Source organism: Rhodococcus sp. 05-2254-5 (genome assembly GCF_002258575.1).
Lineage (GTDB): Bacteria > Actinomycetota > Actinomycetes > Mycobacteriales > Mycobacteriaceae > Rhodococcoides > Rhodococcoides fascians.
The window spans coordinates 18,546-32,299 of record NZ_NOZG01000028.1 but is presented as its reverse complement, the minus strand read 5'-3'; the positions used below and the strand labels follow the sequence as shown (position 1 = coordinate 32,299).

Sequence of the window (13,754 nt, the reverse complement as noted above, 5' to 3'; positions counted from 1 at the left end):
ACAACGGGGCGGAGGTACACCATGCGGGTAGGAGTCGGTGTATCGACCGGATCCGAGGGCGTGTGCGCAGCCCTGGTCACCGTCGAATCCGACGGCAGCCATGCAGTCGAGTACCGCACCGTCTCGGCGGATCGCCAGGCGAAGATCGATGTCGGTGATCTCGTGACGTCCGCGGTCGAGCTGATGGCGTCCCTCGTTCCCGGCGACCGGCAGCCCGATTCCATCGCCGTCACCTTCCGAACCGAAGAACATGCGGCGCGCATCCGCGCTGCACTTGCACACACCACGCGAGACGTTCGGCTCGTTCCGGAAGCCGCCGCCGCGTCGGCACATCTGGCCACCACCGGTCTGGTCGACGGGTACGACACCATCGCCCTGGTGGACCTGGGAGCCAGTGGACTGTCGGTGACCGTGGCCCGCCGGACCGACGGTGTCGTTCTGTCCTACCGCCGATCCGAGGCCATCGGCGGCGTGGTTCTCGACGCACTGGTCAAGGACCTCGTTCAGAACATGACGCTCGACAATCTGCGAGACGACATTCGCGACGACCGCGGAATCGGATCGGCACGGTACCGGGCGATCAAAGAACTGCTCTCACACGAGAACGAAGCACGCATCGAGCGCTACAGCGGTGTACCGCTGACCGTGAGCCGCGCTGCATTCGAGACCGCTGCGTCGCCCCTCTTCGACGAGGCAGCGCAGTTCGTGCGCAGCGTGTTCGACGAAAGCACACACGAACCCGAGGCCATCGTGCTGATCGGCGGCGGCGCCCACATCCCGCTGCTGGCCACGTCTCTGACCGACACGTTCCATGCACGCATCGTTCGCCTCCCCGAGCCGGATGCCGTGCTCGCCGTGGGCGCGGCTGTCGTCGCCGCATCGGTGACCGACAACGATTACCCCCTTGTCTCGGCCGCACGCCGGACTGCGGGCCGGATGGGTCGCTACTCGGGTGCGATCGCGGCGGCCGTCGTCGCAGGCGGGCTGGTCCTCGCCTACGGGCTGCAGACGATGACCCCGGCAGACGACCCCAGCGTGTCCCCTGCCGGTAGCGCCACCGAACCCGTCGCAGCCGGGGACGCAGGACGACCCGCAGCCGAGGGCTACTCGCCGAGCGATACGCCGACTTCGACCCGTTACACGGCTGACCCGATCGGCCCCGCGGCGACCACAGCCGATTCCTCGCGTCCGACGTCCCGACTCCCCGCGTCCTCGGCACCGACCACCACGCCGACGCTGCGACCGGCTCCCGACCTCCCGCGGATCGACTGGCCCATGGATCTGGCACCGGAGTCGTCGTCGCCCGACGCGGGCACCAGCGTCACCGTCGAGCCGTCGACGCCGGTCTCGCCCGAGCCCACGACGACGCCCGCGCCGACCACCAGCTCGCCCGTCGAGCCGACCCCGGCCCCGGGTGAGACTTCCGAACCCACTGCGCCGTCCGGCCCGATCGAGCTCAGCCCAGGACCGACACCTCGGCCCTCGGCAGGGTCGGTTCCGGAAAGCTCGGAAGTCCCGACCGGATCGATCACCGTTCCCACGACGGTCGTCCGTGGCTCGGATCCCACTCCGGAATTGACCGCTCCGCCGACGGTCTGGTCACCACCACCTGCTGTATCCGGTCAGAGCGTCGAACCCCGGACGTCACCGGACACGGCAGCGCCGCGAACCTCCGAGCCCCCTCAGGACGCTCAGCCGGGAACCTGACTGGTCGCGACCGACAGGCCGGGGTCCGTCACCGCTGTCAGAGCAGACGGTGCCGCGCCCCCGGCAACCAGGTGAGCACCGAGGGCGGCAATCATGACACCGTTGTCGGTACACAGCCGCGGCTTCGGAATTCTCAGCGTCAAACCGTTGTCGGCGCACCGTGATTCGATCAACGAGCGGATCCGCGAGTTGGCCGTTGCACCGCCACCGAGAACGACGGTGTCGACGTTCACGTCGGTCGCGGCGCGTACCGCCTTCATCGTCAACACATCCGCAACGGACTCCTGGAACGACGCCGCGATGTCGGCGACCGGAATCGGATCTCCGGCCCGCTGACGGGCCTCGACGAAGCGGGCGACGGCCGTCTTGACCCCCGAGAACGAGAAGTCGTAGCGCGCGTCCCGTGGGCCGGTCATCCCGCGCGGAAAAGCAATTGCAGTCGGATCGCCTTCGCGCGCCGCATCGTCGAGCGCCGGACCGCCCGGGTAGCCCAGACCGAGCAGGCGGGCCACCTTGTCGAACGCCTCACCGGCCGCGTCGTCGACGGTGGTACCCAGTTCCGCGATGGGCTTGGACAGATCGTCGACGTGCAACAGATGAGTATGGCCACCGGAAACCAGAAGTGCCACGCACGACGGCATCGGACCGTGTTCGAGGGTGTCGACCGCGACGTGGCCGCCCAGATGATTGACGGCGTAGAAGGGAACGTCCCACGCCGCTGCGTAGGCCTTGGCAGCGGCAACACCGACCAGCAAAGCACCGGCCAGTCCCGGTCCGATGGTCACTGCGACCGCGTCGGGACGATCGATGTCGGCGGCGGCGAGAGCGCGGCGCATCGTCGGAACCATGGCCTCGAGGTGGGCCCTCGACGCCACCTCGGGCACCACCCCGCCGTACCGGGCGTGCTCGTCGACACTGGATGCCACCTCGTCGGCCAGCAACTCGCACACACCCGAGTCGCGCCAGCGAACGATGCCGACTCCTGTTTCGTCGCAGGAGCTTTCGATACCCATGACGATCATCGGGCAGCCTCCGTCTTCTCCGGTCGACGCATGGTGAACGCATCGGCTCCGCTGGGCTGGTAGTACTTCGCCCTGGTACCCACGATCTCGAAGCCCTCACGTCGGTACAACTCGATGGCCGGGTCGTTGTCGGTGCGCACCTCGAGAAACACCGGCCCACCGTGATCGTCGGCGACGCGCAGCAATTCGCCCAACAGTCGTCCGCCGATCCCCCGGCGATGGTGCGCGGGATCGACTCCGATGGTGTGCACCTCGGCCTCACCGACGACGAACGCGCCGCGGCTCGGTTGCCCCAGCAGAGAGATTCCCGCATAACCGACGATCTCGCCGGCCTCCTTCGCCGTGACGTAATGATTGTGCGGCGCAGCCAGTTCCGCGACGAACGCGTCTGCCGACCACGGGTCGTCACCCTCGAAGAGCACCGTCTCGAGATACGCGCATCGTGCGCAGTCGTGCACCGTCATCGGTTCGATCGTCACCGTCATCGAGCGGCCTTCTCCGCAGCCCGTTCGGCGAGTGTCTTCGCGTCCGGGCGCCGCAGATAGAGCGGAACGAGCGGTCCCGGTGGCACCCCGCTGCCGATGTCGGTGGCAGCGACCCGAACCAACCCTGCCGGCGACGGGGCCTGCACGTCACGCACCGGCAACCCGAACAGTGCGGCATGCGGCGCGGAACCGGCGACAGCGTCGACGCCTCCGTGCTCCAGTTCGGCCGGAGCGATCACGTCGGGGCCCGCTACCTGAACCCCGGCTTCGTAACGTGCCCAATAGATTTCGCGACGACGTGCGTCCGTGACCACCAACAGCGATCCGGATTCGTCGACGTCAGCCGCGATCGCGTCGAGACTGCAGACACCGTGGACCGGCAGTCCGAGCGCATCACCGAATGCGGCCGCGGTCGCCATCCCCACCCGCAGGCCGGTGTAGGGACCGGGGCCCACCCCCACGACGACGGCCGCGAGATCGGCAGCCACGATTCCGGCCTCGGCCAGGCACTCGAGGATGTGAGGAGTCAGAACCTCGGCGTGCGATCGCGCGTCGACCTTGATGCGGGTGGCGACGGTGGTGACATCGGCCCCGTCGGCAGCGGAGTCGGACAACCGCACTACACCTGCGGTGACGGCAGGGGTCGAGGTGTCCACGGCAAGTACGAGCACGAGGATCAAGGCTACCCGCCCGGTGGTCGCACCCAGCACTCCCGTAGCCGCGGCACCAGGAACCCGGGATACCCGCATCGCACGCTTCGTCGAGTGCCGTTACGGGCGCGCCGGGTTTCGGTGCTCACTCGGGTAGGCGGCCGAGCGCATCGCCATTCACCCGGCGAGCACTCACCCTTCGGACGTCCGATTCCGGATCGCGTGACAAGCGCACGGAGACATGCTGATCCGTCAGGGTTTCCACCACGCCCTCGCCCCACTCGACGACGACGACGGCGTGCTCGAGATCGGTATCGAGGTCCAACGCGTCCAGCTCGTCGAACGCGGACTGTCCCGTCATACCCAGACGGTAGGCGTCGACGTGCACGAGGGCGACAGGCGGTAAACCGTTGGGGCGCACGCCTGGTCGATGCTCGCGGGCGATGACGAACGTCGGTGAGGTGACGCGACCGTGCACTCCGAGACCCGCCGCGATCCCCTTGGTCATCGCGGTCTTCCCCGCACCGAGCGGACCGTCGAGTACGACGAGATCGCCGGCGACCAGAATGTCCGCGAGCCGAGCACCGAACTCGGCAGTGTCCGTCGCCGTCGCCAGTTCGGCCTCGACGGGCAGGTCGAGCCGGGAGTTCGGTGGACTCTCGGAATCAGACAACGCCCCACCGCTTCTTCTTGGGCTCCGATGCTCGCGCCACCAGGCGAAGGATCGCACCGTTGACCTGTTCGGGGAACTCCAACTGCACCAGGTGCCCACCTTGACGCACCCGCACCATCTCCGATTTCGGCAGGGCGTCGGTGAGTGCTTCCGAACTCGCGAAGGGAATGATCCAGTCCTCGTCGCCGCACACCACCGACACCGGAATGTTCTCGAATTCCGCCAGAGCCGCCGACTCGTCGTGCAGTTCGAGGGTCTCGAGAAAATTCACGATGGTGACAACGGAGGTGTCGTCGATCATCGACTGCGAGAATGCCACCAGCCGAGGAGACACCCGCGTTCCGTACGAGGCCGCGCGCAGCACCGGTGAAATGATGGCGCGCACCGCTCCTCGCCCGAATTGCACCAGGCCGGGTGACGTGCGTACAGCCAGTCGAAAAGCATCGACCGCCGGATTCTGCAGGCTGCGGCCGACTCCCGTCTGTGCGAGGCCGGCAGCCGTAGTGGAGATCAGCACGGCACCGATCACTCGTTGCCGGACGACGGACGACCGCTGGCGCGCCATGGAAAGAATCGACATGCCGCCCATCGAATGCCCGACCAGGACGATGCGTCCCTTGGGCACGACCGAACGGATGACCGCGTCGAGGTCGAGGCCGAGCTGACCGATGGTGCAACTGCTTGCACTGGGCACCCCGGAGCGGCCGTGACCGCGCTGGTCGTAGAACACCATGCGCACGCTCGAACCCCACTGCTGTTCGAGCGCACGTCGTTGGAAATGCCACGACGACATGCGCAGGCAGTATCCGTGCACGAACACGACGGTCAGTTGTGCATCCGCCGGCCCCACCTCACGGACCGCCAGCGGAACACCGTCGTCCGCCGTGACGATACTGCCTCGATCGGCGTCCATCAGGTCGAGATTCTCGGTCGCCAGCGGATCCTTGTTGGATCGAAACGCCGTCTCCCGCACCACTATCGCAAGACTCTCCAGCAATCCCAGCATGGCCTACTTCGTCGCCTCCCCTGAGCGCGTGCCGACGAAACGACGTCGAACACGTCCACGAACGCCGGTGACGACCTCGTAGCCGATGGTGTCGAGCGCATCCGCCCAATCCTGAGCGTGCGGCTCTCCGCTGTCCCCCGGCCCGAACAGTATCGCCTCGTCGCCGATGGCGACACCCGAGCTGTCGCCGCCGAGATCCACGACGAATTGGTCCATGCACACGCGCCCCACCGACGGGTAACGACGACCGTCGATGGTCACCTCGAAACGACCGCTGAGTCGGCGTACGACCCCGTCGGCGTAACCCAGCGCCACCAGTGCGACCACCGTGTCGGTCGGAGCTGTCCAGGTGTATCCGTACGACACCGATTCACCTCGGTTCACCTTCTTGATGTGGGCCACCTGCGCGGACAATGTCATGACCGGACGCAAGCCGAAATCTCCCATATCGGGCACCGGCGACAGGCCGTACAGCGCAATACCCGGACGCACCATGTCGAAACCGAGGTCCGGCCTGGTCAGCGTTGCCGCCGAGTTGGACAGATGCACGACGGCCGGCGAGATACCGCGCCGGCCGGCGCGGGCAACAGCGTCGCGGAGCCGCTCTGCCTGGGCGTCGTTGGCCGGGTGATTCGGTTCGTCGGCACAGGCGAGATGCGAGAACATCCCCGTCAATCGCACGGACCCTTCGGCGACCGCCGACGCGGTGGCGTCCAGGACGACATCGAGGTCCGCCCGCGCAACGCCGTTGCGATTGAGGCCGGTATCGATCTTGAGCGAGAGGTCGGCGGTGAGACCGGTCCGCCTGGCTGCGGCGATCACCGAATTCAGCTGGCCGGCCGTGGACACCCCGACTCCGATGTCCTCGGCGATCGCAGCACCGAAGTCCGAATCGGCCCGGTGCAGCCACGCCAGCACCGGCACGGTGATTCCGGCTGCGCGCAATTCGAGGGCCTCGCCGATGGTCGTGACCCCGAATTCGTGCACGCCCGCCGCGACGGCAGCGTGTGCCACGGGGCCTGCCCCATGGTTGTAGGCGTCGGATTTCAGGACGGCCATCACGGCGGCGTCGCCTGCGAATTCCCGCAGAACCCGGACATTGTGGGCCACGGCATCGAGATCGACGGTTGCCAGAGCACCCGAATCCGTCCGCGGATCGGTCTCCACGTCGCCGTTACCGATAGTCACAACATTCGATAGTGCCATCCCTGCCGCACACACCACGGATCAGGTGGCACAACTCATGACACACCGTTAGGTCGGCCGGCGAGCCCAGTGCAGCTCAGACAGCGATCGAGCGGACCGTCCGGATGGCTTCTCGCAGGCTGTTCGACAACGGTGTCGCCGAGATCGGGGCTGCGAATTCGCCATCGGCTCCGTGCGCGGCATGGGCTGCGGCCAGTGCGTGCACTTTGGCCCCGCACGCGGCCGCGGTCGACGGTGCCATTCCGGTTGCGAGTAGGGCACCGAGGACGCCGGACAGCACGTCCCCGGATCCGGCGGTGGACGCGGCGGATCCGCCCGCGTCACTGACGAACGCGGTGCCGTCCGAGTCGGCGACGACCGTCGCGCGGCCCTTGAGCAGCACGGTGACGCCCCACCGAGCGGCGAGGCCTCGTACGGCCGCGACGCGGTCGGGACCGGGTTCCGATCCGGTCAGGCGGGCGAACTCCCCGGCGTGCGGGGTCAACAGCGTCGGTGCAGTGCGATCGACGACCCACTGCTCGTTGTCCGCGAGGATCGTCAATGCATCGGCGTCGACGACCACCGGCAGATCCGATTCGAGCACTCGACGCACGATGTCCGCCGAGGAGTCGTCCGTGCCGAAGCCGGGGCCGACGACCCACGACTGCACCCTCCCCGCTGCATCCAGATCCGGTGCGACGACGACCTCCGGGTGGTGCGAGACCACTTCTGCGCCGGCACTTCCCACGTACCGAACCATCCCGGACGTGGCGGCGACGGCTGCGCCGACACACAGCAACGCGGCCCCGGGATACGTGGCGCTGCCGGCCAACACGCCGACGACTCCCTGCGAGTACTTGTCGTCCGACGCGGTGGGAATCGGCCAGATTCGGCCAACGTCGGCCGGCTCGAAGGACTCGATCTCGGGTGACGGCAGGGTCAGCCCGATGTCGACCACGTCGATTCGGCCACAACGAGGTACGGCCAACACGTGCACCGGTTTGCGAGCGCCGAACGTGACGGTGACATCGGCGGTCACCGCCGGTCCCGACACCTCACCGGTTTCTGCATCGACGCCACTGGGAATGTCCACGGAGACAACGGGCGCGGTGATCCGGTCGACCATCCCGGCAGCGTGGGGACGCAGCGGACCCTTCCCGGATATCCCGACGATGGCGTCGATGACGAGGTCCGGATCGTCCGGCTCCGTGACGACCCGTCCCCCCGAGGCTCGCAGGGCCGCAAGACCTTCGGTGTGCACACGGTCCGGATCGAGCAGCAGCGCGGACACCGCGACGCCGCGCCTGCGCAGGAACGCACCTGCCCACAGGCCGTCTCCGCCGTTGTCTCCCGATCCGACCAGTATCAGTACTCGTCGCCCCGCGACGCCGCCGGTTCGCGAGAAGAGCTCGCGCGCCACCACCGAGGCCAAGCCGTACGCAGCGCGGCGCATCAACGTGCCGTCGGGCAACGATCGCAGCAGCGGAGCCTCGGCGTTCCTGATCTGCTCGGGTGTGTAGTAGCCGCGCATGCCGAGGTCCTCCCGCTCGTGCCGTCGTGTGTGTCGAGCCCCGCCGGTCCTACTACTCGACCGTGACGGACTTGGCCAGATTTCGCGGCTTGTCCACGTCGTAGCCGCGCGCCTGAGCGACCTCGGCTGCGAAGACCTGCAGCGGAATCGTCGAGAGCAACGGCTGCAGCAGTGTCGACGCCGCCGGGATCTCGATGAGGCTGTCCGCGAAAGGCCGGACCGCTTCGTCGCCCTCCTCCGCGATGACGACCGTCCGAGCGCCGCGGGCCTGGATCTCGCGGATGTTGCTGAGCATCTTCGAGTGCAGCACCGCACGGCCCTTGGGCGACGGCATGACGATGATGACCGGAACGCCGTCCTCGATCAGCGCGATCGGACCGTGCTTGAGCTCACCGGCGGCGAAGCCCTCCGCATGCATGTAGGCGAGCTCCTTGAGCTTGAGCGCGCCTTCGAGAGCGACGGGGTAACCGACGTGTCGACCGAGGAACAGGATCGTCGACGACGTCGACAGCTCGCGCGCGAGCGCACGCACCGGCTCGACCGTCTCGAGCACCCGCTGCACCAACTCCGGCATCGCTTCGAGTTCGGCGAACTCGCGCGCCACCTCGTCCGGGTACTTGGTGCCGCGCGCCTGAGCGAGAGCCAAGCCGACGAGGTAGTTCGCGGTCACCTGGGCGAGAAACGCCTTGGTCGACGCGACGCCGATCTCCGGACCTGCACGCGTGTACAGAACTGCGTCGGCCTCGCGGGGAATCTGCGAGCCGTTGGTGTTGCACACCGCAAGAACGCGCGCCTTCTGGTCCTTGGCGTGCCGCACTGCTTCGAGGGTGTCGGCGGTCTCGCCGGACTGCGAGATGGCCACGACCAGGGTCGACCGATCCAGTACCGGGTCGCGATAGCGGAACTCGCTGGCCAGTTCCACTTCCACCGGCAGCCGGGTCCAGTGCTCGATGGCGTACTTGGCGAGCAGACCCGAATGGTAGGCACTGCCACAGGCGACGACGAACACCTTGTCGACGTCACGCAATTCCTGATCGGAAAGACGCTGCTCGTCGAGCACGATCCGGCCGTTGTCGAAGTGGCCGAGCAACGTGTCGGCCACGGCGGCGGGCTGCTCCTGGATTTCCTTCAGCATGAAGTAGTCGTGGCCGCCCTTCTCGGCGGCCGCGAGGTCCCAATCGATCCGGAACGGACGCCCCTGCGCCTCGTTGCCGTCGAAATCGCTGATGTCGTAGCCATCGGCCGTGATGACGACGACCTGGTCCTGCCCGAGTTCGACGGCGTCGCGCGTGTGCTCGATGAATGCTGCGACATCGGACCCGAGGAACATCTCGCCCTCGCCGACTCCGAGCACCAGAGGGGTGGACCTACGCGCCGCGACGATCGTGTCCGCGTGATCGGAATGAGTGAAGACCAGCGTGAACGCACCTTCGAGGCGACGCAGCACCGCCTTCGCACTGGCGACGAAATCGCCCGCGGTAGGCCCGTCCGCGTATGCCCGAGCGACGAGGTGGACAGCGACCTCGGTATCGGTGTCGGACAGGAACTCCACACCCGCCGTTTCGAGTTCGGCACGCAGCGGACCGAAGTTCTCGATGATGCCGTTGTGCACCACCGCCACCGTTCCGGACGCGTCGCGATGTGGGTGAGCGTTGCGGTCGGTCGGACGCCCGTGCGTCGCCCACCGCGTGTGTCCCATGCCGGTGGTCCCGACGAACGTATCGGTGCCGATGTCGTCCAATTCGGCCTCGAGGTTTGCCAGCCGCCCGGCCTTGCGCTCCACCGCGGTAGAGCCTGCGCCGTCCAGTATCGCGATTCCTGCGGAGTCGTAGCCCCGATATTCCATACGCCGAAGCGCCTCGACCACCACACCCAAAGCTGGGCGGTGGCCGACATATCCAACGATTCCGCACATGGTGCATCAGGGTACTCGGCACGACGCGCACGACCCATTCGCTCAGGTCGCCGTGTCCGGCGTCCCCGTACCCGAGCACATTCGGTAGCGTCATCTCTCGTGGCGAAACCGAAGAAGCTGGCATCTGCTCTCTCCAAGCGTGGCCCGCACAAGGTACTCAGAGGGAACCTGGCCCTGGCCGGGCAACCTGGCGTCGTCTACACCCCGGCCGAGGGCTTCGGCCTGCCCGGTGTGGCGTTCGCGCACGGTTGGATGCTGCGCCCCGGCAGTTACACCGACACCCTGAAGCACCTGGCGTCGTGGGGGTTCGTCGTGGCAGCACCCGACACCGAGCGTGGCCTCGTGCCCTCGCACCGCGGACTCGCCACCGACCTGGGCACTGTGCTCGACATCATGACCGGCGTTCGCCTGGGCTCGGGCAACATCAGTGTGCATCCCGAGAATCTGGCCACAGTCGGTCACGCGATGGGCGCCGGGACCGCCGTACTCGCTGCCTCCCGACGACCGGATGTCAAAGCGGTCGCCGCCCTGTTTCCGGCACCGACGGCACCGTCGTCCGAGGACGCCGCCGCAGGCCTCGACGTGCCCGGACTGGTCGTCGGCGACAGCTCGAACGCAGATTCGCTCAACGACAATTCACTGGCTCTCGCCCAGGCCTGGCACGGACCATCCGTCCTCCGACGGATCGACGGCTCGACGGCAGACGGATTCGTCGAAGGCCGGCGAATGCTCCGCGCACTGGGAGTCAACAGCTCCGACCGCAAGACCCAGCAACGCACCCGCGCTGTACTGACCGCATTTCTGCTCTACCACCTGACCGGCGACTCCGACTACGAGGAATTGGCCGGAACGAACGGCGACATCGCCGGCACCCGTGCTGTCGACCCTCACGCGCCGCTGACCGAGCAGCCCAAGCCGAAGGCGACCGCGTCGATCAAGGCATTGCTGGGTCGCGGCTGACCCACCGGACTCGGCGTCGTCACACCAGCCACGATCGGGGTTGCTCGTCGGGGTCCGGTTCGACGTGTGGTGCGCCGTGCCGCCGATCCAGGTGAGCCGGGCGCAGGACCGAGCCCGCTGCCAACCGAGTGTCGCTTCCGCTCAACCGGTCCGAAACCCCCTGTCCCACATCGGTTCTCGCCGGTTCTCTCGGATTCCGTAGCCGTTCGGCGGCATCCGCCATCGCCGACCGATGCGCGTCGCGAATACGGTGCAGTTCACGACGCCACGCGGGGTCCGAATTCACAGTGCACCCGCCTCGCTCAAGCCCGCGCCGGACCCCGCCGAGCTGGGCTGAGGTTCGGTGACCGGAGGGGCCACGGGAGCTGCAGGTACCTCATGAGTCTCGTTCGAGCCCTGCCGGACGGAGCGCTCCTCGCCCGAAGTTTCCGGAACGCATACCTCCGGAGTGTCCGCGGTCGATGCGGGCTGCAAGTCCGTGGGTTCACTACCCACCTGCGGCTCGTCGGCCGGTGCGACATCCACCGGCGGTGAGGTCGCTGTGTTCGGCTCGGGAGCGCCGGACTCGGCAGAAGGAGGTGCCGGTTCGATCTCGGGTTCTGCATCGGGTGTGGTTCGATCCCCCGCGGCGGGCTCCGGCGGTTCCACGGTCGCCGAAGACCGGTTCGGCACCCCGACACCGCTCGGATCGACGGTCCCGGGAACTTCGACGATCTCCGGCAACCCGAAGGGACCAACGCGCAACTCGAACGTGCGCACCCCGAGGCCCGGTGTCTCGAGTCGAAGCGATACGGCCCCATCGTGTTCGAGCGCGATACGGGCACGATGGCCGTCGAGTTCGGCCTCGAGATGTCCGCGCTCGCCGACGACCTTCGATGCATCACCGAATTCCGGCGACGGGATCGAAGCGGGCGGATCATCGAGCGTTGCAGTCGGATTGGGTTCTGAGGCGGGGTTGGGTTCTGAGGCGGGGTTGGGTTCTGCGGTGGGTCCGGATTCTGCAGTGGGGTCGGCATCGGTCTCGTCGCTGACACTCCCGTCGCCGGTCGTGTCACCGAGCGCCTCGACAACCCGGTCCACGATGTCGTCCACAATGCCGTCGACGAGTCCGGCGACTGCGTCGACCCGACTGTCTTCACGACCATTGTCGTTCTCGGTTTCGCCCCACGCTTTGGGACCGGTGGCACGTGCATCCGGAGCAGGTGCCGGTTGCGCCGACGGAGCCGAGGCCGGCACCTCGGACGGAGGTTGGTCTGTCGATGCGGGTCGGTTGACGGCTGCCTCTCCCCCAACTCCGCCCGTGACCGCCGCAGGGCAGTTCTCGGGCGACGACAGCTCGCTCGAGTGCTCGGAAACAGCCAGCGGCACCCAGCTGCGCTCGTCGAGCTCGTCGAACACAGGGTGGACGACTTCCTCGATGACCTTCACCACCAGGGCCAAGCACTCTCGAACGGCCGTGTCCGTGGCCGTGCAGGCAGACGACACTGCGGCACACGTGCGTTGCACATGTGGCACGAACTCGCCCTCGATCCATTCTCGAGACCGGTCGGCGACCTCGGCCGCGAACTCGTCCGATACGTCTCCTCGCGCGAATTGCTCGGCCCATTCCGGAAACGCCGGTGTCAGGCGGGCGAACACGGTTGCCCGGTCGACCGGAACGCACTCGATGCCCGAGGCCAGCAGAAGCGCATCGATTCGGTCGGGATCGTGTCCTTCTACGGTGTCGGTATCGAGGCTTCCGACGAGCTCGGCCTTGTCGGTCACAGCCTCACGCAGTACGTCCACAGCCGTGTACATCGTCTGCAGCGCATCCTCGACCGAGTCGAGAAGCACCCCTGCTCTCTCCTGCTCGGTGCCCACGTACTGCTGCGCCGTCTCACCGGCGTCACCGTGCCACCGCAGTCGGAGAACGATCAGAAGCTGCGCCTGCTCGTCCAATTGTTCACCCAGCGCCGCAGCCATCGCCCCGACCGCATCTGCGTCGGACGTCAGAGCCTCCAGATTCAGGCCGCGCTGCTCGTCGTACCGTGCACACACCTCGTCGTAGCGCGGGACTTCGCTGCCGGACACGCGCTCGGCCAACGGCAGGAAACGCTCGAAATACAGCAGCCCGACGGCATTGGCGTCGAGAATCTCGTCGACCGATGCCGCCTCGGCGGGCGAGGTGGAAGACACGGTCACCGCAACGAGTCGATCGCGTGCGCGTCGACGTCGTCCTGTAGTTCGTACGCATTCATCGCAGCGACGAGGGCATCCGCGATGTCGTCGACCGACGATCGCCACACCCCGACGGCCCGCCCGAGCCCGGAGTGGGCGTCGAGATAGGCCGCGCCCAGGTCTCCGTAGTTCCGTCCTGCGGCGGCGGTACCGAATCCCGGTGATGCGATCGAATCGGCTGCCGCACCCAGGGCCTCCGCCGACGCCGTCATCGAGTCCGCCACCTCGCGCACGCGGACCGCGTCCACCCAGAATCCGTCGCTCATCGCCCGCCCGTTCCCGCTCGAAGTGCCCCTTTCCCACTATGACGTGCGCCGACTCCCATCGGTTCCCCGGCGAGCGGTAACGTCCCGATACGAAACGTCGGTAACAGACAACCGAGCAGCTCCACCAGCTACTCGAG

The 13,754-nt window shown here is 67.4% G+C and carries 13 protein-coding genes; 2 read left to right on the top strand and 11 right to left on the bottom strand.

What is annotated here, in order from left to right:
- Window positions 1-21: 21 nt before the first annotated feature.
- Complete coding sequence (locus tag CH278_RS18785; protein ID WP_094622599.1) at window positions 22-1,707, top strand: Hsp70 family protein; 1,686 nt, start codon at window positions 22-24, stop codon at window positions 1,705-1,707.
- On the opposite strand, the gene tsaD is transcribed toward CH278_RS18785, so the two are convergent.
- The 8 genes from tsaD to glmS all read right to left on the bottom strand — a co-directional run bounded on the left by tsaD (window position 1,692) and on the right by glmS (window position 10,174).
- Window positions 1,692-2,729: a tRNA (adenosine(37)-N6)-threonylcarbamoyltransferase complex transferase subunit TsaD gene (tsaD, locus tag CH278_RS18780; RefSeq protein ID WP_032365611.1), complete on the bottom strand. Its 1,038-nt coding sequence runs from the start codon at window positions 2,727-2,729 to the stop codon at window positions 1,692-1,694. The two genes, CH278_RS18785 and tsaD, sit on opposite strands and share 16 nt — an antisense overlap.
- Window positions 2,726-3,214 carry a ribosomal protein S18-alanine N-acetyltransferase gene (gene rimI / locus CH278_RS18775; protein WP_032408018.1) on the bottom strand — a complete coding sequence of 163 codons (489 nt, stop codon included), beginning with the start codon at window positions 3,212-3,214 and terminating at the stop codon, window positions 2,726-2,728. Before rimI ends, tsaD begins: the two co-directional genes overlap by 4 nt.
- A complete protein-coding gene (gene tsaB, locus CH278_RS18770) occupies window positions 3,211-3,885 on the bottom strand; it encodes a tRNA (adenosine(37)-N6)-threonylcarbamoyltransferase complex dimerization subunit type 1 TsaB (protein WP_094622640.1) in 675 nt (224 codons plus the stop codon). Before tsaB ends, rimI begins: the two co-directional genes overlap by 4 nt.
- Before the next feature lie 124 nt (window positions 3,886-4,009).
- Window positions 4,010-4,537, bottom strand: a complete 528-nt coding sequence (tsaE, locus tag CH278_RS18765) for a tRNA (adenosine(37)-N6)-threonylcarbamoyltransferase complex ATPase subunit type 1 TsaE (RefSeq protein WP_027496356.1) — start codon at window positions 4,535-4,537, stop codon at window positions 4,010-4,012.
- Window positions 4,530-5,543 (bottom strand): alpha/beta fold hydrolase, encoded by a 1,014-nt coding sequence (locus CH278_RS18760; RefSeq protein WP_027496355.1) that lies wholly within the window; start codon window positions 5,541-5,543, stop codon window positions 4,530-4,532. The genes tsaE and CH278_RS18760 overlap by 8 nt, the downstream gene beginning before the upstream one ends.
- Window positions 5,544-5,546: 3 nt before the next feature.
- Entirely contained in the window at window positions 5,547-6,749 is a 1,203-nt protein-coding gene (gene alr / locus CH278_RS18755; RefSeq protein WP_094622598.1) for an alanine racemase, read from the bottom strand.
- Window positions 6,750-6,825: 76 nt separating this feature from the next.
- On the bottom strand, window positions 6,826-8,259 hold the full coding sequence (locus CH278_RS18750; RefSeq protein ID WP_094622597.1) for an NAD(P)H-hydrate dehydratase: 1,434 nt from the start codon (window positions 8,257-8,259) through the stop codon (window positions 6,826-6,828).
- Between the two features lie 52 nt (window positions 8,260-8,311).
- The gene (gene glmS, locus CH278_RS18745; RefSeq protein WP_032408020.1) at window positions 8,312-10,174 is read right to left on the bottom strand and encodes a glutamine--fructose-6-phosphate transaminase (isomerizing); all 1,863 of its coding nucleotides are present in this window, start codon (window positions 10,172-10,174) and stop codon (window positions 8,312-8,314) included.
- A 99-nt stretch (window positions 10,175-10,273) separates the two neighbouring features.
- Between glmS and CH278_RS18740 the strand changes: the two genes are divergently transcribed.
- On the top strand, window positions 10,274-11,134 hold the full coding sequence (locus CH278_RS18740; protein WP_027496351.1) for a dienelactone hydrolase family protein: 861 nt from the start codon (window positions 10,274-10,276) through the stop codon (window positions 11,132-11,134).
- A 19-nt stretch (window positions 11,135-11,153) separates the two neighbouring features.
- On the opposite strand, the gene CH278_RS18735 is transcribed toward CH278_RS18740, so the two are convergent.
- From CH278_RS18735 to CH278_RS18725, 3 genes are read right to left on the bottom strand one after another with little or no spacing between them, the layout of a single operon-like run.
- Window positions 11,154-11,420 carry a hypothetical protein gene (locus tag CH278_RS18735; RefSeq protein ID WP_032371044.1) on the bottom strand — a complete coding sequence of 89 codons (267 nt, stop codon included), beginning with the start codon at window positions 11,418-11,420 and terminating at the stop codon, window positions 11,154-11,156.
- Window positions 11,417-13,315, bottom strand: a complete 1,899-nt coding sequence (locus CH278_RS18730) for a hypothetical protein (protein ID WP_094622596.1) — start codon at window positions 13,313-13,315, stop codon at window positions 11,417-11,419. The genes CH278_RS18735 and CH278_RS18730 overlap by 4 nt, the downstream gene beginning before the upstream one ends.
- Window positions 13,312-13,617, bottom strand: coding sequence for a type VII secretion target (locus tag CH278_RS18725; RefSeq protein WP_032365619.1), 306 nt, complete (start codon window positions 13,615-13,617; stop codon window positions 13,312-13,314). Before CH278_RS18725 ends, CH278_RS18730 begins: the two co-directional genes overlap by 4 nt.
- Window positions 13,618-13,754: the final 137 nt, after the last annotated feature.